The organism is Mesorhizobium sp. C277A, from assembly GCF_040324395.1.
Lineage (GTDB): Bacteria > Pseudomonadota > Alphaproteobacteria > Rhizobiales > Rhizobiaceae > Mesorhizobium.
This window is the reverse complement of sequence record NZ_JAMYVW010000002.1, coordinates 5,701,169-5,721,703: the sequence shown is the minus strand read 5'-3', so window position 1 is coordinate 5,721,703 and position 20,535 is coordinate 5,701,169. Positions and strand designations below refer to the sequence as shown.

Here is a 20,535-nt window from a genome sequence, read left to right as displayed (position 1 = left end):
AGGCCTATCGCCTGGCGCTCTCCCGCGCGCCGACCGCCTTGTGCAGATGCACCATCATCGCGGCAGCGAAGAGCGGCGTCAGCAGGTTGAGCAGCGGCACGGCGAGTAAGGCGGCAATGAGCAGCCCGGCCAGAAACACGGTGCCGGCATGTTTCCGGCGCAACGCCCTCGCCTCATCTTCCGGGCGGAAGCGCATGGCGGCGAATTCGAAGAATTCACGTCCCAGCAGATAGCCGTTGACGATGAAGAAGGCGGCGATGTTGATGCCCGGCACCAGCAGAAGCAGCAGGGCAACGATGTTGCCCAGGATGACGACGCCGAAGAATTTTACCGACAGCACCAGCGAGCGCAGCGCCGGCATGGCGCGTCCGACCGGATCGGCGGGATAGTCGGTGCGCTCGACCACTTCGGCGATGTCGTCGAGAAACAGGCCCGCCACGATTGCCGTCACCGGCGCGATCAGCAGCGCCATCCCGAAGGCAAGCGCGATTGCGGCGACGATGCCGCCCAGCCATCCGGCCCATGACGGCAGGCCGGGCAACAAGGAGTGAACCCATGGCAGCGCCAGCCAATCGACAAGCCCGGTCAAAGCGAACCACAAGGCGACCAGCGCCAGCACTGTCAAGCCTAGCGTCTTCAGGAAAACCGCGCGGAATTCGGGAGAAAACAGCCGGCTGAAGGCGGCGCGGGCAGCGTTGGAGATCACGGCGTTTCCACCCCCAGGAACAAAGGATATCTCCGACATAGGTGGAGACCCTGTCAGCCGCAAGCCTGCTGGAGCGGGCGCAATTCCGGACGGGAACTAGAGCATGATCCCAAAAAGTGGGCACCGGTTTTTGGAAAAATCATGCTCCAACAAAGGGTTAGATCATGATGAGATTTCAACCAAATCTCATCATTATCTAGCGCGCCAGCGCCCGGGAGCGGGCTGGGATGGTCATCGCCGCAACGCCGGCGACGACGCAGCCCATGCCCCAGAGCGCCGTCGGCCCGAGGCTTTCGCCGAGGAACACGACGCCGATGCCGACGCCGATCGGCACGCGCAGATAGGCCTGCGACGTCGTGCCGACCGAACCAAGCGTGTGGATGAGGCGGAAAAAGATGCAGAAGGCCAGCGCCGTGGAGAACACCGACAATGCCAACAAGGCCAGTATCGACGCCATTGAAGGCGACAGCGTCCACGGGCGGTCGAAGGCCAGGCTCAAGGGGACGAGGATGACCGCGCCGCACAGCATCGAGCCGGCGGCCGGCAGCATCGGGTCGAGTCCCCTAAAGCCGCGGCCAAAGATGGCGGCGCCGGCATAGCAGACCGTGGCGGCAATGACGGCAAGTTGCGCCCACAATTGATGGCCGAGCCCGCCAAGCGCCTGGGTGCCGACGATCAGGCAAATGCCGGCAATGCCGGCACCGACACCGAACAGCTTGCGTGCGGTCACGGATTCGTGGCGGGTGATGAGCGCGGTCAGCAGGAAGGTGAAGATCGGCGAGGTCGCGTTGAGAATGGTGGCGAGGCCGGCGTCGATGGAGCGCTCGGCGGCGGCGATCAGCGTGAATGGCACGACGCTGTTGAGACAGGCCTGGACCATGAACCGCCACCAGGTCGCGCCGTCCTTGGGCATGGAAAGGCCGCGCCAGCGGATCAGCGCGAGCAGGATGGCGCCGGCGATCAGGGTGCGGGCGGCGATGAAGGTTATCGGCGGGATCGTCTCGACACCGATCTTGATGAAGGTATAGGACGCGCCCCACAGGGCGGCCAGCACGCCAAGCAGCGCCAGTTCGGTGGTCATGTCGGTCTTTGCTTGCATGCAGGGTGCTTCCAGGGCTTGATTTGAGGCCAAGCTTGTAGGCGACCCGGCGGTCAGATGCTTCGGCCACGGTCGAACTGTGATGGAGCCTCGTCCCAGGCGCGCGCGCCGGCTTGGGCCGGCAAAGGATGGAAATCGGTTGCCATTTTTCGGGGTGATGCTGTAGACCCGCCCGGGCGCGGCAGAAAGCCGGCAGGTTCCCAGGCGGAGACATTGATGCCGGATTTTGACGTGCTTTGCATCGGCAATGCCATTGTCGACATCATCGCCCAGTGCGACGACGCTTTTCTCGAGACCAACGGCATCATCAAGGGTGCGATGAACCTCATCGACACCAAGCGCGCCGAGCTGCTCTACAGCCGCATGGGGCCGGCGATCGAGGCCTCCGGCGGCAGCGCCGGCAATACGGCGGCGGGCGTCGCCAGCTTCGGCGGGCGCGCTGCCTTCTTCGGCAAGGTGTCGAACGATCCGCTCGGCGAAATCTACGCCCATGACATCCATGCCCAGGGCGTTGCCTTCGACACCAGGCCGCTCGAAGGACAGCCGCCGACGGCCCGCTCGATGATCTTCGTCACCCCCGACGGCGAGCGTTCGATGAACACCTATCTCGGCGCCTGTGTCGAACTCGGGCCGGAAGACGTCGAGGCCGACAAGGCGTCCGGCGCCAAGGTCACCTATTTCGAGGGCTATCTGTGGGATCCGCCGCGCGCCAAGGAGGCGATCCGGCAGACGGCGAAGCTCGCACACGAGGCCGGGCGCGAAGTGTCGATGACGTTGTCGGATTCGTTCTGCGTCGACCGCTACCGGGACGAGTTCCTTGAGCTGATGCGCTCGGGCACTGTCGACATCGTCTTTGCCAACAGCCACGAGATCAAGTCGCTCTACCAGACCAAATCCTTCGACGAGGCGCTGGCGGCGATCCGCAAGGACTGCAGAATTGCCGCCGTCACCCGCTCCGAAAAAGGCTCGGTGATCGTGCGCGGCGACGAGACTGTCACCATCCAGGCGACGACGATCCGCGAGCTGGTCGACACCACCGGCGCCGGCGACCTCTACGCCGCCGGTTTCCTCTACGGCTACACCTCGGGGCGCAGCCTGCAGGATTGCGGCGATCTTGGCTCGCTGGCCGCCGGGCTGGTCATCCAGCAGCTCGGGCCACGGCCGCGGCAGAACCTGCGCAGCGCGGCCCAATTGGCGGGGTTGCTGTAGGGCCGTCTTTCGGCGCGCAGCGCCGAGCCAGATGAGGGGTGCCCGCCGGTTCAGGCTGTCCGGCGCTCCGCTCAGGCGGTGCGGCGAAGGTCGTCGGACGTAGGCCCGGGTTCCAAAGCCCCGGCGGTGACCAGCCGGTTGCGGCCGCTCTTTTTGCCGATGTACATCAGTCGGTCGGCGAGCGTTATCAGCGCCTCCGAATCGGACGCTTCCGCCGGGTAGATGGCGACGCCAACGGTGCAACCAACATGGATGGCACCATTCGGCGTCGGCACCTTGATCCGCAGCTTTTCCAGGATACGTTCGGCGACGCCCACGGCCTTCTGTCGGGCCCGGCTAGCCTCTCCTGAAAACAGGAATGCGAACTCGTCTCCACCGAGCCGCGCCACGAAATCAGCGCTGCGCAGGACGGTGCGAAGCTGACCCGCCACCTCATGCAGCAGCGCGTCGCCGGCCTCGTGGCCGAGCGTGTCGTTGACCTTCTTGAACCTATCGAGGTCGATGAACAGCAGGCCGGCCGCCTGGCCGGTGCTGTCGCAGCGGTCGATCACCGACCTCAGCTCGTTGTGAAAGGCGCGCCGGTTGGGCAGGCCGGTCAATGCATCGTGGTTGGCCGAGTGGTCGCTGTGCTGCTTGGCCAGCTCGATCTCGCGCTTTTGTACGGAGAGTTCCTCATTGGCGGCCTTGAGTTCGAGCAGCAGCTCGGCGTTGAGATCCTCGACGACCTTGCGGTCGCTGATGTCGACGACGAAACCTTCCAGGAATTCCAGTTCGCCGGCCTCGTCCCAGACGCCGCCGCCGATCTCGCGGACCCAGAGCGGCTCGCCGACCTGCGGCACGATGCGGTAGTCGACGTTCCAGTTGCAGCGCGCCTCGAGCGCGGTATCGACGGCGGCATAGACGGCAGCGAGATCATCCGGGTGGATGGCCGAGACATAGTCGCGCACGGCATTTTGAATGAAGTCGCTCGGCCGATAACCGCTGACGGTGAAAATGCCGTCGCTGATGTAGAGCATGGTGTAGGACGCATCGTTGCGGCAACGGTAGAGATAACCGTCCATGCGGCCGGTGATGCTGAGCAGCGCATCCAGCCGCTCGTCGTGATAGACCCCCTGGCCGACCACAGATGCAGAAACCCCGTCATGCTTCATGGCCGCACCCCCGTTTTGGCGGTCTGAGCGCGCCGCCAATGCCATAAGGCCATAGGGGGCGAGAACGTTCCCTATAGCAGCCGAATATTATCAATCTCTTATGGGTTGGCTATTTTGCCGCCAATCAGGCTCCCGCGCTATAGGCCGCGATCGCAGCCATGTTGACGATGTCCGAATCCTTGGCGTTGAGCGAGACGATCTGGACCGGTTTGTTCAAGCCGACCAGCAGCGGGCCGATGACGGTGGAGCCGCCGAGTTCCTGCAGCATCTTGGTCGAGATCGAGGCCGAGTGGAACGCCGGCATGATCAGCACATTGGCAGGGCCGGTCAGCCGGATGAACGGATATTGCGCCATGGCGCGGGCATTGAGCGCGACGTCGGCGGCCATTTCGCCGTCATATTCGAAATCGACCCGGCGTTTGTCCAGGATACGCACCGCTTCCTGCACCCGCTCGGAACGTTCGCCCTGCGGGTGGCCGAAGGTCGAATAGGCAAGCATGGCGAGCCGCGGCTCGTAGCCCATGCGGCGGGCGAAGCCCGCGGCCTCCTCGGCGATATCGGCGATCTGCTCGGCATTGGGCATGTCGTGCACGGCGGTATCGGCGACGAGCACGGTCTTGCCCCTGGCGAGCACGATGGAGACGCCGATGACGCGGTGTCCGGGCTTGGCGTCGATGACGCGGCGGATATCGTCGAGCGCCGTGGAATAGTTGCGGGTGACGCCGGTGACGATGCCGTCGGCATCGCCCAGCGCCACCATGCAGGCGGCGAAATGGTTGCGGTCGTTGTTGATCAGCCGCTGGCAGTCGCGGAACAGGAAGCCTTTGCGCTGCATGCGCTCGTAGAGATAATCGGTATAGATGCCGTTGCGGCGCGACAGCCTGGCATTGATGATCTCGATGCCTTGCTTGTTGAGGTCGATGCCGGCGTGCCTGGCGTTTTCCTTGATGACATCGTCGCGGCCGAGCAGGATCGCGGTGCCGAGCTTCTGGTTCACATAGGAGACGGCGGCGCGCATCACCTGTTCTTCCTCGCCCTCGGCAAAGACGATGCGCTTGGGCTGGCGGCGGACGCGGTCGTAGATGCGCTGCAAGGTCGAGGCGATCGGGTCGCGGCGGGCCGACAGTTCCTGCGCGTAGCGGTCGAGGTCGAGGATCGGCTTGCGGGCGACGCCTGACTCCATCGCCGCCTTGGCCACAGCGAGCGGGATGGCCGAGATCAGGCGCGGATCGAACGGCACCGGGATGATGTAGTTCGGGCCGAATTTCGGCCGGTTGCCCTGATAGGCGGCGGCGACATCGTCGGGCACGTCCTTGCGCGCCAGGTCGGCCAGCGCTCTCGCTGCGGCGATCTTCATGTCGTCATTGATGGTGGTGGCCCTGACATCCAGCGCACCGCGGAAGATGTAGGGGAAGCCCAGCACATTGTTGACCTGGTTGGGGTAGTCGGAACGCCCGGTGGCCATGATGGCGTCGGTGCGGATTTCGGCCACTTCCTCCGGCGTGATCTCCGGGTCGGGATTGGCCATGGCGAAGATGATCGGGTTCTTGGCCATCGACTGCACCATCTTGGTGGTCAATGCGCCCTTGGCCGACAGGCCGAGGAAGACGTCGGCGCCGTCCAGCGCCTCGGCCAGGCTGCGCGTGTCGGTCTTGACCGCATGCGCCGACTTCCACTGGTTCATGCCTTCGGTGCGGCCCTGGTAGACGACGCCCTTGGTGTCGCACAGGATTATGTTCTCGGGGGCAAAGCCCATCGCCTTCATCAGTTCGATGCAGGCGATGCCGGCGGCGCCGGCGCCGTTGCAGACCATTTTCGTGGTCTTCATGTCGCGGCCGGTGATCTCCAGCGCGTTGATCAGCCCGGCGGCCGAGATGATGGCGGTGCCGTGCTGGTCGTCATGGAAGACCGGGATGTCCATCAATTCACGCAGGCGCTGCTCGATGATGAAGCATTCCGGCGCCTTGATGTCTTCCAGGTTGATGCCGCCGAAGGACGGGCCGAGAAAGCGCACGCAATTGATGAATTCGTCGGCATCCTCGGTGTCGACCTCGAGATCGATGGAATCGACATCGGCGAAGCGCTTGAACAGCACCGCCTTGCCTTCCATCACCGGCTTGGAGGCCAACGCGCCGAGATTGCCGAGGCCGAGAATGGCGGTGCCGTTGGAGATGACGGCGACCATGTTGCCGCGCGTCGTGTAGTCGAAGGCGCGGCTGGGGTCTTCGGCGATGGCCAGCACAGGAACCGCGACACCCGGCGAATAGGCGAGGCTCAGATCGCGCTGCGTCGCCATCGGCTTGGTGGCGACGATCTCCAGCTTGCCGGGGCGGCCCATGGCGTGGAATTCCAGCGCCTCCTCGGCGCTGACGGAGGGGCCGCTGTTTTCGGTTTTCTTGGCCATGATGCTTTTGATTTCCTCGCCGGTGTCGCCCCCTTGAGACGGGTGCGTGTTTTTGAAACGTCTGAATCAAGGCTACACGCCACCGCTGTAAATCGCCAAGCGATCTTCACGCCCGCAGCGAAATCTCCCGAGGGTCGGATGGCGTCACGTCGGCTCTGGCTCGCTGACGAAGGCAGCGATTTCGCGCACCGTTCCCCGTCGCATCATGCCGTCTGTGCCGGGGAAAGGCCACGTCTCGATGGGTGGCGCACGGCTTCCCTTGCGCCGCAGCAATGCAGTCAGGAACGCCATGAGTTCGATGCGCTGGGCGTGAACCTTCTCCAGCGTGCGGCGGCGGATGTGCTGACGCGGTATGGCACGATCTCGCAGCGTCTCGACGGCGCGGCGAATGGCAGCCGGTTCCGGATCGGCGACGATGCAATAATCCGGATCGAAATAGACGTCGCGACCGCCAAGGCTCGGCGTACTGACGATCGGCAGGCCGGCCATCAGATATTCCATCGAGGAGTACATCGCTCCTTCCACGGCCGACAGGCACAGCCCGACGGCGGCCTGGTTGTAGACGTGGTTGACCTGTTGCGCCGTCAGCTTGCCCGGCCAGCCGTCGACGAGCGGATTGGCGATCTGGTGGAGCGGCGAACGCGCCTGCAGTCGTCGAACAAAGGCGCGGGCGGCAACCGGCGGCAATTCGCCGATCGAATAGGTGATGTGGGCCAGCCGCTCTATGTCGAAGGCCAGGTGATGGCGTTTGATCGGCGAGATGCGGCCATTGTAGACCGCGTCGAATTCGACCGGCACGTCCGGCAGCGGCCGGAATATATCCTCCGACACCATCAGATTGTGGTTGGAGAAGATGGCATTGCCGCCCGCAGCCGCGACGAGACGGCGCTCTTCCTCGGTGTTGCACAGGAAGATGATTTCGTGCAGCGGAAACCGGCCGGCATACCAGGCGAGATCGCGGCCCATCCGGGCGATGACAGCCGGCCGCTCCATGGTCCAGGTCTGCATCGTCAGGAAGGTGACGCGCCGTCCCGCCAGGCGCCGGCCAAGGGCCGCCAGCGGATAGAGCGGACGGGCTCCGCCGATCGGGACATAGAGCACCAGCGGGTCGCGGCTGAGTACATGCAGCGACATCTCGATGCCGCCATCGAGATCGGACAGCGGTCCCCGTGTCGGCAGGAGGAAGGGAACGCGTTTGCGCACCGACCCGCGCAGCTTGCTTTTGGTCCGATGCACGCGCCGCGCCGCCAAAAGCAACAGGCGCGTGGCGGTCGATCCAGCCGGACCGACCAGTTCCTCGAACCCTTCCTGCTTGTCCTGATCCATGCCGCCTATCCCCGCCAGGGCGATCATAGGGTCTGGTTGTCGCCCGAAGCAACCAACGGCTTCACCCGGCGTAGAGGGAGCACAAGCCGCCGTCGAGGCCGGTCGTCCCCTGCTTTTCGAGCCGCCGGCATTAAACCCCGCACCCACATCTGCTAGCGTGCGGGCATGAACATGCACACTTCAGCAGAAACCGACGCCCCAGAGGTGACACCGCCTGCGCCCGTCGGCAGCGTCACGCCGATGATGGAGCAGTTTATCGAGATCAAGGCGGCGAACCCGGATTCGCTGCTGTTCTACCGCATGGGCGATTTCTACGAGCTGTTCTTCGACGACGCCGAAAAGGCGAGCAAGGCGCTGGGCATCGTCCTGACCAAGCGCGGCAAGCACCAGGGTAACGACATTCCGATGTGCGGCGTGCCGGTGCATGCGGCCGACGACTATCTGCAAAAGCTGATCGGCCAAGGTTTTCGCGTTGCCGTCTGCGAGCAGATCGAGGACCCGGCGGAAGCCAGGAAGCGCGGCGGCAAATCGGTCGTACGCCGTGACGTGGTGCGCCTGGTGACGCCAGGCACCATCACCGAGGATAAATTGCTGGCGCCGTCCGAATCGAGCTTCCTGATGGCGCTAGGGCGGGTGAAGGGCGGCAACAGCGGTGACGCCTTCGCCCTGGCCTGGATCGAGATCTCGACCGGCGTCTTCCGCGTCGCCGAAACCACGGCCGACCGCCTGCTGGCCGATGTCTTCCGCGTCGACCCGCGCGAGCTGATCGTCGCCGAACCGGTGTTTTACGATCCCGAGCTGAAGCCGGTGTTCGACGTCATCGGCCGCGTCGCCAGCCCGCAGCCGCCGTCGCTTTTCGATTCGGCTTCGGCAGCGGGGCGGATCGCGCGCTTCTTCGAAGTGGCGACGCCGGACAGTTTCGGTGCCTTCTCGCGCGCCGAATTGTCGGCGATCTCGGGCGCCATCGCCTATGTCGAAAAGACGCAGAAGGCCGAGCGGCCGCCTTTGTCGCGTCCCGAACGCGAGGAGCAGGGCTCGACGCTGTTCATCGATCCTGCGACACGCGGCAATCTGGAACTGTTGCGCACGCTGTCGGGCAGCCGCGACGGCTCGCTGTTCAAGGCTATAGACCGCACGGTCACCGGCGGCGGCGCCAGGCTGCTCGCCGACCGGCTGATGGCGCCGCTAACCGATCCGGCGGCGATTGCTGCCCGGCTTGATTCGGTATCGTTCTTCCGCACCGAGACGCGGCTCTGCCAGGCTGTGCGGTCAAGCCTGAAGAGCGTCGCCGACATGCCGCGGGCGCTGTCGCGGTTGGCGCTCAACCGCGGCGGTCCGCGCGATCTCGGCGCGCTGCGTGCCGGCTTTGAAGCGGCGGCCACCATTGCCGAAATCTTCGCCGCAACAGCGCTGCCCTATGAATTGACGGAAGCACTTGCCGCGATAAAGGCGCTGCCGCGTGCGCTGGCCAAGCATCTGGCCCAGGCTCTTGGCGAGGAACTGCCGCTGCTCAGGCGCGACGGCGGCTTCGTGCGCGGCGGCTACCATGCCGAGCTCGACGAGATGCGGGCGCTGCGCGATGAGTCTCGCAAGGTGATCGCCGGGCTGGAGCGCTCGCTGATCGAGGAGACTGGCATCCGCTCGCTGAAGATCCGCCACAACAATGTGCTGGGCTATTACATCGAGGTGACCGCCAACCATCATTCGATCATGACCGGCAGCGATGGCGCCAAGGCACGCTTCATCCACCGCCAGACCATGGCCAATGCCATGCGTTTCACCACGACGGAACTTGCCGAACTCGAGACCAAAATCGCCAATGCCGCTGACCGGGCGCTGAGCATCGAGCTTGCCGCTTTCGATACGCTGACGGCTGAGGCGGTCGGCGAGGCGCAGAAGATCCGCGCCGGCGCCGATGCGCTCGCCGTACTCGACGTGTCGGCGGCGATCGCGCTGTTGTCGGAGAGCGAAGCCTGGTGCCGGCCGCTGGTCGATTCCAGCCTCGCCTTCGACATCTCGGGCGGACGCCATCCGGTGGTCGAACAGGCGCTTCGCCGTTCGGGCGAAGGGCCGTTCGTCGCCAATGATTGCGATCTGTCGCCGCAAGACGGTGCCAAGGCCGGCGCCATCTGGCTGCTCACCGGTCCGAATATGGGCGGTAAGTCGACCTTCCTGCGGCAAAACGCACTGATCGCCATCCTTGCCCAGACCGGCTCCTTCGTGCCGGCGACATCGGCCCATATCGGCGTCGTCGACAGGCTGTTCTCGCGCGTCGGCGCCTCGGACGATCTGGCGCGTGGCCGCTCCACCTTTATGGTCGAGATGGTAGAGACGGCCGCGATCCTCAACCAGGCCGGTGAGCGGGCGCTGGTGATCCTCGACGAAATCGGCCGCGGCACCGCCACCTTCGATGGCCTGTCGATCGCCTGGGCGGCGGTCGAGTATCTGCACGAGAAGAACCGCTGCCGGGCGATCTTCGCCACTCATTTCCACGAAATGACGGCACTCTCCGGCAAGCTGCCGCGACTGCACAATGTCACGATGCGGGTCAAGGAGTGGGAAGGCGACGTCGTCTTCCTGCACGAGGTCGGCAAGGGTGCCGCCGATCGCTCCTATGGCGTTCAGGTCGCTCGCCTTGCCGGTCTGCCGGAAGCGGTGGTCGGCCGCGCCAAAGAGGTGCTGCATCAGCTCGAGGAAGGCGATGTCTCCGGCAAGGCCAACCGACTGGTCGACGATCTGCCGCTGTTTTCGGTGGCAATGAAGCGGGAAGCGGCAAAGCCTGCGGAGAGCGACGCATTGGGCGCAGCGCTGGGTGAGATCAATCCAGACGAGATGACGCCGCGCGAGGCGCTGGAAGCGCTCTACCGGCTGAAGGGGCTGGCGGGGAAAACCTAGCCCGATTTCGGCCTTGACCAATTGTACCGTTTGGTACAATGCTCGCCATCGCCTTTGCCGATGGGAGAATGACATGAGCCGTCCGCCGCTGCCGCCCTTCACCGCCGAGACCGCCGCGCAGAAGGCTCGGCTTGCCGAAGACGCCTGGAACAGCCGCGATCCCGAACGGGTTTCGCTCGCCTATACGCAGGACAGCACCTGGCGCAACCGCGCCGAGTTCGTCTCGGGCAGAAATGAGATCGTCTCCTTCCTCACGCGCAAATGGGCTCGCGAGCTCGACTACCGCCTGATCAAGGAGGTCTGGACCTGGAACGACAACCGCATCGCGGTGCGCTTTGCCTATGAATGGCGCGACGACAGTGGCCACTGGTTCCGCTCCTACGGCAATGAGAATTGGGAATTCGACGCGGCCGGGCTGATGCGTAGGCGCGTCGCCAGCATCAACGACCTGCCGATCGCCGAGGGTGAGCGCAAATATCACTGGCCGCTCGGCCGCCGACCGGACGACCATCCCGGCCTGTCCGAACTCGGATTTTAGAATATGATCCCTAGAGCTGTGTCGCGGTTTTCGGCAAAGATCATGCTCAAGCGGAAAAACTAGCGCATGCGCAGGATCGCGCCCGATCGCGCCGATTTGCTCTCCATCATCGGCGAGGTTTTCCGCGAACACGGCTATGAAGGGGCGAGCCTGGCGCGGATCGGTGCGGCGACCGGCCTAGGCAAAGGCAGCCTTTACCACTTCTTCCCCGGCGGCAAGGAAGAGATGGCGGCGGCTGTCATTGCCCATATAGATGGCTGGTTCGAGGAGAATGTCTTCGTGCCGTTGCAGGACAGGGCCTACCCTCGCACGGGTATCGATCGGATGTTCGAAGCGACCGACAGCTATTTCCGCTCGGGACGCCGGGTGTGCCTGATCGGCGCCTTCGCGCTGGACGAATCCCGCGACCTCTTCGCCATTGCGATCAAAAGCTATTTCGGCCGCTGGGTGGCGCATCTTGCCGAAGCGCTGACCCGAAGCGGGCACAGCGCTGCCAGGGCGGACGAACTCGCCGAAGAAACGGTCGGCGCCATCCAGGGCGCGCTCACGCTGGCGCGCGCCTTCGACGACACCGCAGTGTTTTCGCGCGCGTTGCGACGGGCGCGGGCGGCGCTCGGCTAGAGTGCTACAAGGGCTCGAAGCGGAAAGCCGTCTCGGTTCGAAAAACCCGGCCGACGCCGGGCGAATCAAGATGCGCGCCGGCGACGTAGCAGTCGTTGTTGGCCGCAAGCGCCAGCATTTGCAACCGGCTTGCCCTCGCCTGCTGCTGGTCTGCGTCGAATTCCCACGTGATCTCGGGTCGAGCGAATTGAAGCGACGGCACATGTACGATGTCGCCCCAGATCAACAGTGTTTCGCCTGCGCTCACAACGCGAAAGCAAGTGTGGCCGGCTTCATGGCCAGCGGAGCCGATCGTATCGATGTCAGCGCTGACGCGCTGTCCAGCATCGAGAGGCTGGGCGCGATCGTGGAAGCATTCCAGCCTCGCCACGTCGCGAAACATGCCGAGCTCAGCGCGCGGGACAAGCAGGCGAGAGAGCTGCGGGAAGCCGTCGCCACCATCGGCAAGGATGAGCCCGTGTATATGGTCGAGATGGGTGTGGGTGAAAGCAACAGTCCGAATCCGGTCGGTGGCGATCTTCGCCTCGCGCAGCGCCTCGGGCAGGTGCCCCATTGTCGGGTGCCAGGCGTTCGAAGCCCCTGTGTCGATCAGCGTGATGTCGTCGCCGTCATCGATGGCGAAGGCGTTGACCGACAGCCTGAGCGCACCGTCGACGAGCGGTACATGCGAGGGCAGGTTGTCACCGAATGTCCGGTCTCCGGGCTGGCGCAGCCGCCTGATTGGCATGTCGACGTAACCGTCGCGCAGCGACGTGACCGTCATGGCTCCGACTCTATACGCCGTATGATGATACCCGGTCGAAACCCGTTCCAATCTAGATCATCTCCAGCCCGCGCTTGCGCGTCGGCGGTGGAAAGGCGCGGTCGAGTTCGGCGAGGTCTTCGGCCGTCAGCTCGATGTCGAGCGCGGCAACATTCTGGCGGACATGCTCCTGGCTGCTCGCCTTCGGGATGGCGATGACACCGGGCTGCGCCATCACCCAGGCAAGCGCGATCTGTGCTGCCGTGGCGTTGTGGCGGGCGGCGATGGTTTCCAGCCTGGAATTGCGCGCCAGCGCGCCCTGCTCGACCGGCGAATAGGCCATCAGCGGGATGCCGCGCTGCCGGCTCCACGGTGCGAGATCGAATTCGGGGCCGCGCCGCGACAGATTGTAGAGCACCTGGTTGGTCTGGACATGATTGCCAGACGACAGGCCGGTCAGCTCCTCCATTTCGTCGGTGTCGAAATTGCTGACACCCCAGTGGCGTATCTTGCCGGCCTCCTTCAGCGCCTCGAAAGCCTCGACGGTTTCAGATAGAGGCACACTGCCCGGCCAGTGCAGGAGATAGAGATCGATGCGGTCGGTGCGCAGGCGCTTCAAGCTGTTTTCGCAGGCCCGCGCCACGCCGGCGCGCGAGGCATTGGACGGCAATACCTTGGAGACAAGAAAGAGTTCGTCGCGGCGCCCGGCAATGGCTTCCGCTACCACCTCCTCGGCGCCGCCGCTGGCATACATTTCAGCGGTGTCGATCAACGTGATGCCGAGGTCCAGCCCGAGCTTCAGGGCATTGACCTCGCCGGCGCGGCGGCGGGAATCCTCGCCCATCTTCCATGTGCCCTGTCCCAGCACCTGGACGGCCTCGCCCGAAGGCAGTGTGGTGGCTCTTATCGTCGATGGCATGTGGGCTCCTGGCGCCGTGTAATCGATGCGAATGGCATCACAAGCACGGAGAGAAATCCAGAATGAATCTCTCCGGCATGGCCGTTGCTGCCTTACTTCGCCGGATGGGCGGCGAGCCAGGCCTGCATCTTGGCGATCTCGGCTTCCTGCGCGGCGATGACATCTTCGGCCAGCTTGCGGATTTCGGGATCCTTGCCATTGGCGAGTTCCACCTTGGCCATGTCGATCGCGCCCCGATGATGCGGGATCATGCCGCGCACGAAATCGACATCGGCATTGCCGGAATATTCGATCATCATGTCGGTGTGCATCTTGTCCATCGCCGCCTTGTAGCCGTCGGTCGAAGGACCTTGCGCGCCCATCGCGCCCATGTCGTGTTTCATCTCTTCGGATTGCGCCGGGACGCTTTCGAGGAAAACGGCAAGCAGCATTCCCGCCGCCATCATCAAAAGCACGATCTTCTTAGCCAAGGTCATCCATGATCTCCTGTTGATTGATATTCGTATCTGGGGGCTTTGCTCAGAGTTTCAACGTCCGCAGCCGCAATGCGTTGGCGATGACCGAAACCGAAGACAGGCTCATGGCCGCCGCCGCCAGCATCGGCGACAAAAGCGTGCCGGTGAGCGGATAGAGCACGCCGGCGGCAACCGGCACGCCAAGCACATTGTAGAGGAAGGCGAAAAACAGATTCTGGCGGATGTTGCGGATCGTCCCCTGGGCGAGCGTTCGGGCCCTGACGATGCCGTTGAGATCGCCCTTGACCAGCGTAATGCCGGCGCTCTCGACAGCGACATCGGCGCCGGTGCCCATGGCGATGCCGACATCGGCGCTGGCCAGGGCCGGCGCATCGTTGACGCCGTCGCCGGCCATGGCTACGCCGGCACCTTTCGCACGCAACTCCTCGACAAGGGCTGCCTTTTGTTCCGGCAGCAGGCCGGCGCGCACCTCGTCAATGCCAAGGCTTTTGGCGATGGCGCGCGCCGTGCATTCATTGTCGCCGGTCGCCATGATGATCCGCAAGCCTCTGTCGTGCAGCGCCCTGATCGCCTCGGCTGTCGTTGCCTTGACCGGATCGGCGACCGCGACAATGCCGGCCAGTTTTTTGTCCACCACAACGAACATCGCCGTCTTGCCTTCTGCCTGCAGCGCCTCGGCCCTGGCCGACAGGGAAGCGGTGTCGATGCCGACGTCGGCCATCATGGCGGCGTTGCCGAGCGAAACCTTCCTGCCAGACACCGTGCCGGATACGCCCTTGCCGGTGACGGCGTCGAAGCCGCCGGCCTCGACGAGCGTCAGCCCGCGTTCGCCGGCGCCGCCGACAATGGCCTCGGCCAGCGGATGCTCCGAGCCTTTTTCCAGGCCGGCGGCGAGCGCCAGCAATTCATTCTCGGACAGGCCTTCGGCAGCGACGACATCGGTCAAGCGAGGCTTGCCTTCGGTCAAGGTGCCGGTCTTGTCGACGATCAACGTGTCGACCGAAGCGAAGCGCTCAAGCGCGGCCGCGTCCTTGATCAGCACGCCCGCGTGCGCCCCGCGCCCGGTGGCGGTCATGATCGACATCGGCGTCGCCAGGCCGAGCGCGCAGGGGCAGGCGATGATCAGCACCGAGACCGCCGAGACGATGGCAAAGATCAAGCTGGGTTCGGGACCGAAGATCGCCCAGGCGGCAAAGGCCGCGAGCGCAACCAGCACGACGGCCGGCACGAAGTAGAAGGAGACGCGGTCGGCTAAACCTTGAATCGGCGCGCGCGAACGCTGCGCCTTTGCGACCAGCTCGACGATGCGCGAAAGCGTCGTTTCGGAGCCGACCTTTTCGGCGCGCATGATCAGCGAACCGTTCTTGTTGAGCGTGCCGCCGGTCAAGGCATCGCCTTTCGTTTTTTCGACCGGCAGCGGCTCGCCCGAGATCATCGATTCGTCGATGGAGGAACGGCCTTCCGTTACGATGCCGTCGACCGGCACGGCGTCGCCCGGACGGAGGCGCAGGTGGTCGCCGGTCTTGACCGCATCCAGCGGCACGTCGGTGTCGGAGCCGTCCTCCCCGATCAGCCGTGCCGTCTTCGGCGCCAGGTCGAGCAGCGCACGGATGGCCGAGCCGGTCTTTTCGCGCGCCCGCAATTCGAGCACCTGACCGAGGAATACCAGCGCGACGATGACGGAAGCTGCCTCGAAATAGACCGGGACGGTGCCGCCATGGCCACGGAACTGATGCGGAAAGATGTCCGGAAACAGTGCGGCGACGACGCTGTAGAGGTAGGCCGCACCCACACCCAGCGAAATCAGCGTCCACATGTTGGGGCTGCGGTTGACCAGCGAATCCCAGCCGCGGTGGAAGAAGGGGAAGGCCGCCCACAGCACCACCGGGCTGGCCAGCGCGAATTCCAGCCAGACCATCGTGCGCTCGTCGACAAACGCCTGGAACGTCAGGCCGAGCATCGGCGCCATGGCAACGATCAGCAGCGGCACGGACAGCATCGCACTGACCCAGAACCGTCTGGTGAAGTCTACCAGTTCGGGGTTCGGCCCCTCATCGCCAGTGGGAACGCCCATCGGCTCAAGCGCCATGCCGCAGATCGGGCAGGAGCCGGGCTTGTCTCTTATCACTTCGGGATGCATCGGGCAGGTGTATTGCGTGCCTTTCGGCACCGGCGACGCCGCCGGCCTGTCGCCGAGATAGTTTTGTGGCTCGGCCTCGAACTTCGCCTGGCAGCCGGCCGAGCAGAAATAGAAACCCTGGCCTTCGTGGCGGAAAAAATGCCTGGCGGTAGCGCGGTCGACACTCATGCCACAGACGGGGTCGGTGGCGGTCAGGTATTTTTCGGGCCCGGCGACGAATTTCGTACGGCAACCCTCGCTGCAGAAGTGAAAGAGACGGCCGCCATGCTCGGCCGTCGGCTTGCCCGCGGCCGGATCGACGCTCATGCCGCAGACCGGATCGCGCACCACGGCTTCGGCGGCCGGCTCAGCAGCCTTTGCCGCACAGCAGCTGCCATCGGCCGCGTGGTGGTGATGCTCGGAATGCGCCATCGAAAAATGCCTTATATCTGTCTGGGTGAGGGGGTAGTGCTTCCAGTAACTGGAAGGTCAAGGGGCGATTTCCACTTTTCGATCATGGCCCTCATCGCACACATCGAGGGAAAATCGCTTACGCAACTTTGTTCCCATGCTATGGACGCGCGTCCCACTGCATCGATCCCACCCAAATGAAATGCCTGATTATCAATCTCGATCGGTCCCGCGATCGCCTCGCCCATGTAACGGCGGAGTTCGCCCGCATCGGCATCGCGTTTGAGCGGGTCGCCGCCATCGATGCGCGAGATCGGCCGGATCTGGCCGAAATGCCGCAGGGCAAGAAGCATTTGCGTCTGGCCGACGCCGAGATTGCATGCCTGCTCAGCCACCAACAGTGTTGGTCGATGATCGCTGCAGGTGAGGATGCTTACGCGGCGATTTTCGAGGACGATGTCGTTTTCCCGGACAAAGCCGGCGCTTTGCTTGCCGATGCGGGCTGGATTCCCGCCGATGCGGACATCGTCAAGTTGGAAACGTTCTTCAACCGGACCGTAATTTCACGCAAGCAAGTTGCCTGCGGCCACGGTTTTTCTGCGAGCAGACTGCACGGGCTCCATATCGGTACGGCGGGATACATCCTGTCCAGACAGGCCGCGCGGGACCTTCTTGCGGCAACGAATGAGATCAGCATTCCCGTCGATCACCTCATCTTCAATCCGCGTTTTGCGACCTCGTCCGACAAGGTCATTTACCAACTCGTCCCAGCATTGTGCCTGCAGGCACAATTCCTCGGCGACAGTCCGGTGAGATTGCCAAGCCTGCTCAAGCAGGAGCGAACAGAGGAATGGGTGGCAAGCGGGATAGGTAAACGGCGCCCCAGGCCAATCACCGCCAAGGTAAGGATCGAGACCAGGCGGTTGACGCGGCAGATCGCCGATCTCTTCCGGCTCCGGCGCGAGATGATCATCCCTTTCTGGTATCGCGGCCGACGCGTCCGTCCGCCCCATACACAGCGCCGTGAAAACGCGCTATAGACGCCGCGCAAAGGCGAGGCCCACCGGCAATCCATGGCAAAAATCTCCCTCAAGCTCGACGCGCTGATCGACAGCGAGGCTTTGCGCCGCGACATGACGGCGCTGATCTCGGCGGCCAGCGGCGCCGAGCCCGGCGCGCGCGTCGGTGCGCTCCGGCTGCTGAAGGATCGGCTGACCGAGGGCCGCAAGGTTGCCGAGCGCATGCTGATGGACGATGGCAGCGGCACGGCATGCGCCGCCCGGCTGTCGCATCTGATGGACGAGATCATCCGCGCCCTCTACGAGTTCGCCGCGACCCACGTCTACCGGGTGAAAAGCCCCTCGACCGCAGAGCGCATGGCGGTCGTTGCCGTCGGCGGCTATGGCCGCGGCACGCTGGCGCCGGGCTCCGACATCGACCTGTTGTTCCTGCTGCCCTACAAGCAGACGCCGTGGGGCGAACAGATCGTCGAATATATGCTCTATATGCTGTGGGACCTCGGGTTGAAGGTTGGCCACGCCACCCGCAACATCGACGAGTGTCTCAGACTGTCGCGCAGCGATATCACCATCCGCACCACGATCCTGGAAGCGCGGTTCCTGTGGGGCGAACAGAAGCTCTTCGACGAATTGCTCACCCGCTTCGACCATGAAGTGGTGCGCACCACCGGACCGGAATATGTGCAGGCCAAGCTCGCCGAACGCGACGATCGCCATGCCAAGGCCGGCGAAAGCCGCTATCTGGTCGAGCCCAACGTCAAGGACGGCAAGGGCGGCCTGCGCGATTTGCAGACGCTGTTCTGGATCGCCAAATACTTCTATCGCGTGCGCACAGGCGAGGAACTGGTCGACAAGGCTGTGTTCACCGAGGCCGAATACCGGGAATTCCTCAAGGCCGAGGATTTCCTCTGGGCGGTGCGCTGCCACATGCATTTCCTCACCGGCAAGCCAGAGGAACGGCTGCATTTCGATATCCAGCGCGAGATTGCCGAACGTCTCGGCTACACCACCCATCCCGGTCTGTCGGCGGTCGAGCGCTTCATGAAGCACTACTTCCTCGTCGCCAAGGATGTCGGCGACCTCACCCGCATCTTCTGCGCCGCGCTCGAGGAAGAGCAGGCCAAGCATGTGCCCGGCTTCAACCGCATCTTCCTCACCTTCCAGCGCCGCAAGCGCAAGCTGGCAGGCACGTCGGACTTCATTGTCGACAATCACCGCATCAACGTCGCCGACGACAGCGTGTTCGAGCGCGACCCGGTCAATCTGCTCAGGCTGTTCTGGTTCGCCGACAAGCACGGGCTGGAGTTCCATCCCGATGCGCTGAAGCTGCTCACCCGCTCGCTCGGTCTGGTCAACAAGTCGCTGCGGCGCGACGAGGAGGCCAACCGGCTGTTCCTCGACATCCTGACCTCGGACCGCAATGCCGAGCTTAATTTGCGGCGCATGAACGAGGCCGGCCTGCTCGGCAGGCTGATCCCCGATTTCGGCAGAATAGTCGCCATGATGCAGTTCTCGATGTACCACCACTATACGGTGGACGAGCACCTGATCCGCTGCATCGGCGTCTTGGCCGAGATCGAGCGCGGCGACGGCGAAAAGGTGCATCCGCTCTCGCACACGCTGATGCCGGGGCTAGAGAAGAGCCGCGAGGCGCTCTATGTCGCGGTGCTGCTGCACGACATCGCCAAGGGCCGGCCGGAGGATCACTCAGAGGCCGGCGCCCGGATCGCGCGCCGCATCTGCCCGCATATGGGGCTGTCGGCGGCCGACACCGAGACAGTCGCCTGGCTGGTCGAGAACCATCTGGTGATGTCGATGACGGCGCAGACGCGCGACCTCAACGACCGCAAGACGATCGAGGATTTCGCCTCGATCGTGCAATCGGTTGAGCGGCTAAAAATGCTGTTGATCCTGACCGTCTGCGACATCAGGGGTGTCGGGCCGGGCGTGTGGAACGGCTGGAAGGGCCAGCTCCTGCGCACGCTCTACTACGAGACCGAACTGCTTTTGACCGGCGGCTTCTCGGAAGTGTCGCGCGCCAAGCGGACGGCGGCGGCGCGCGAGCGGCTGGCCGAGGCGCTGGCCGATTGGCCGGACAAGGCCCGCAAGCGCTATGTCGGCCTGCATTACGAGAACTATCTGCTGACGGTCGACCTCCCCGATCAGCTGCGCCATGCCGAATTCATTCGCGAAGCCGACGCGGCAGGCAAGAAGCTCGCCACCGTGGTCAGGACCCACCAATTCGAGGCGGTGACCGAGATCACCGTGCTGGCGCAGGACCATCCGCGCCTGCTTTCGGTTATTGCCGGCGCCTGTGCCGGCGCCGGCGGCAACATCGTCGACGCGCAGATCTTCACCACGTCCGACGGCCGCGCGCTGGACATCATCCTGATCTCACGGGAATTCGACCGCGATGAGGATGAGCGCCGTCGCGCCGAGCGCGTCGGCCGGCTGATCGAGGACGTGCTGTCGGGCAAGAGCTGGCTGCCGGAGATGATCGAGAAGCGCACCCGGCCGCGGCGCGGCGCCAAGGTGTTCAAGATTCCGCCGCGCGCCGAAATCCGCAACACGCTGTCGAACCGGTTTTCGGTGATCGAGGTCGAGGGACTGGACCGGCCTGGGCTGTTGTCGGAAATCACCAGTGCGTTGTCCGATCTCTCGCTCGACATCGCCTCGGCTCACATCACCACCTTCGGCGAGAAGGTGATCGACACTTTCTATGTCACCGACCTTACGGGGCAGAAGATCGACAACCCGGCACGCACCGCCACCATCCACGCCAGGCTGATCGCGGCGCTTGAAGGCGTTGTCCCAGAGCGCGGCGGCAAGGCCAAGGCGGCGGCCGAGTGACCATCACTTTGTCCCAATCACCCCCTTTGTCCCAATCATCCAGGCAATCT

15 protein-coding genes are annotated in these 20,535 nt (G+C 64.2%); 6 read left to right on the top strand and 9 right to left on the bottom strand.

Translation table 11 applies throughout. From position 1 onward, the window contains the following. Positions 1–4 precede the first annotated feature (4 nt). Entirely contained in the window at positions 5–706 is a 702-nt protein-coding gene (locus NKK52_RS28160) for a sulfate transporter family protein (protein ID WP_023685123.1), read from the bottom strand. A 196-nt stretch (positions 707–902) separates the two neighbouring features. Continuing rightward, complete coding sequence (locus NKK52_RS28155; RefSeq protein ID WP_023685124.1) at positions 903–1,805, bottom strand: DMT family transporter; 903 nt, start codon at positions 1,803–1,805, stop codon at positions 903–905. Between the two features lie 216 nt (positions 1,806–2,021). Here NKK52_RS28155 and NKK52_RS28150 point away from each other — a divergent pair, with 216 nt between their 5' ends. Then, positions 2,022–3,014, top strand: a complete 993-nt coding sequence (locus NKK52_RS28150) for an adenosine kinase (RefSeq protein WP_023738127.1) — start codon at positions 2,022–2,024, stop codon at positions 3,012–3,014. 71 nt (positions 3,015–3,085) lie between these two features. Here NKK52_RS28150 and NKK52_RS28145 read toward each other — a convergent pair whose 3' ends face one another. The 3 genes from NKK52_RS28145 to NKK52_RS28135 form a co-directional block, all read right to left on the bottom strand. After that, a complete protein-coding gene (locus NKK52_RS28145) occupies positions 3,086–4,165 on the bottom strand; it encodes a GGDEF domain-containing protein (RefSeq protein ID WP_023685126.1) in 1,080 nt (359 codons plus the stop codon). Between the two features lie 124 nt (positions 4,166–4,289). Then, entirely contained in the window at positions 4,290–6,569 is a 2,280-nt protein-coding gene (locus NKK52_RS28140) for an NADP-dependent malic enzyme (RefSeq protein ID WP_023685127.1), read from the bottom strand. A 144-nt stretch (positions 6,570–6,713) separates the two neighbouring features. Continuing rightward, positions 6,714–7,895: a glycosyltransferase family protein gene (locus NKK52_RS28135; protein ID WP_031204317.1), complete on the bottom strand. Its 1,182-nt coding sequence runs from the start codon at positions 7,893–7,895 to the stop codon at positions 6,714–6,716. A 165-nt stretch (positions 7,896–8,060) separates the two neighbouring features. Between NKK52_RS28135 and mutS the strand changes: the two genes are divergently transcribed. The 3 genes from mutS to NKK52_RS28120 all read left to right on the top strand — a co-directional run bounded on the left by mutS (position 8,061) and on the right by NKK52_RS28120 (position 11,949). Further along, positions 8,061–10,790, top strand: a complete 2,730-nt coding sequence (mutS, locus tag NKK52_RS28130; protein WP_023685129.1) for a DNA mismatch repair protein MutS — start codon at positions 8,061–8,063, stop codon at positions 10,788–10,790. A 73-nt stretch (positions 10,791–10,863) separates the two neighbouring features. After that, entirely contained in the window at positions 10,864–11,328 is a 465-nt protein-coding gene (locus NKK52_RS28125; protein ID WP_023685130.1) for a nuclear transport factor 2 family protein, read from the top strand. Positions 11,329–11,394: 66 nt separating this feature from the next. Further along, on the top strand, positions 11,395–11,949 hold the full coding sequence (locus tag NKK52_RS28120; protein ID WP_023685131.1) for a TetR/AcrR family transcriptional regulator: 555 nt from the start codon (positions 11,395–11,397) through the stop codon (positions 11,947–11,949). A gap of 4 nt (positions 11,950–11,953) precedes the next feature. On the opposite strand, the gene NKK52_RS28115 is transcribed toward NKK52_RS28120, so the two are convergent. The 4 genes from NKK52_RS28115 to NKK52_RS28100 all read right to left on the bottom strand — a co-directional run bounded on the left by NKK52_RS28115 (position 11,954) and on the right by NKK52_RS28100 (position 16,637). Beyond that, positions 11,954–12,712 (bottom strand): MBL fold metallo-hydrolase, encoded by a 759-nt coding sequence (locus NKK52_RS28115; protein ID WP_023685132.1) that lies wholly within the window; start codon positions 12,710–12,712, stop codon positions 11,954–11,956. A gap of 52 nt (positions 12,713–12,764) precedes the next feature. After that, positions 12,765–13,610, bottom strand: a complete 846-nt coding sequence (locus NKK52_RS28110) for an aldo/keto reductase (protein WP_023685133.1) — start codon at positions 13,608–13,610, stop codon at positions 12,765–12,767. 92 nt (positions 13,611–13,702) lie between these two features. Next, a complete protein-coding gene (gene copM / locus NKK52_RS28105) occupies positions 13,703–14,086 on the bottom strand; it encodes a CopM family metallochaperone (protein ID WP_023685134.1) in 384 nt (127 codons plus the stop codon). 43 nt (positions 14,087–14,129) lie between these two features. After that, a complete protein-coding gene (locus NKK52_RS28100; RefSeq protein WP_023685135.1) occupies positions 14,130–16,637 on the bottom strand; it encodes a heavy metal translocating P-type ATPase in 2,508 nt (835 codons plus the stop codon). Between the two features lie 176 nt (positions 16,638–16,813). On the opposite strand from NKK52_RS28100, the gene NKK52_RS28095 reads away from it, so the two are divergent. Next, positions 16,814–17,656 (top strand): glycosyltransferase family 25 protein, encoded by an 843-nt coding sequence (locus tag NKK52_RS28095; RefSeq protein ID WP_023685136.1) that lies wholly within the window; start codon positions 16,814–16,816, stop codon positions 17,654–17,656. Between the two features lie 33 nt (positions 17,657–17,689). Next, positions 17,690–20,485, top strand: a complete 2,796-nt coding sequence (locus NKK52_RS28090; protein WP_023685137.1) for a [protein-PII] uridylyltransferase — start codon at positions 17,690–17,692, stop codon at positions 20,483–20,485. Positions 20,486–20,535 lie beyond the last annotated feature (50 nt).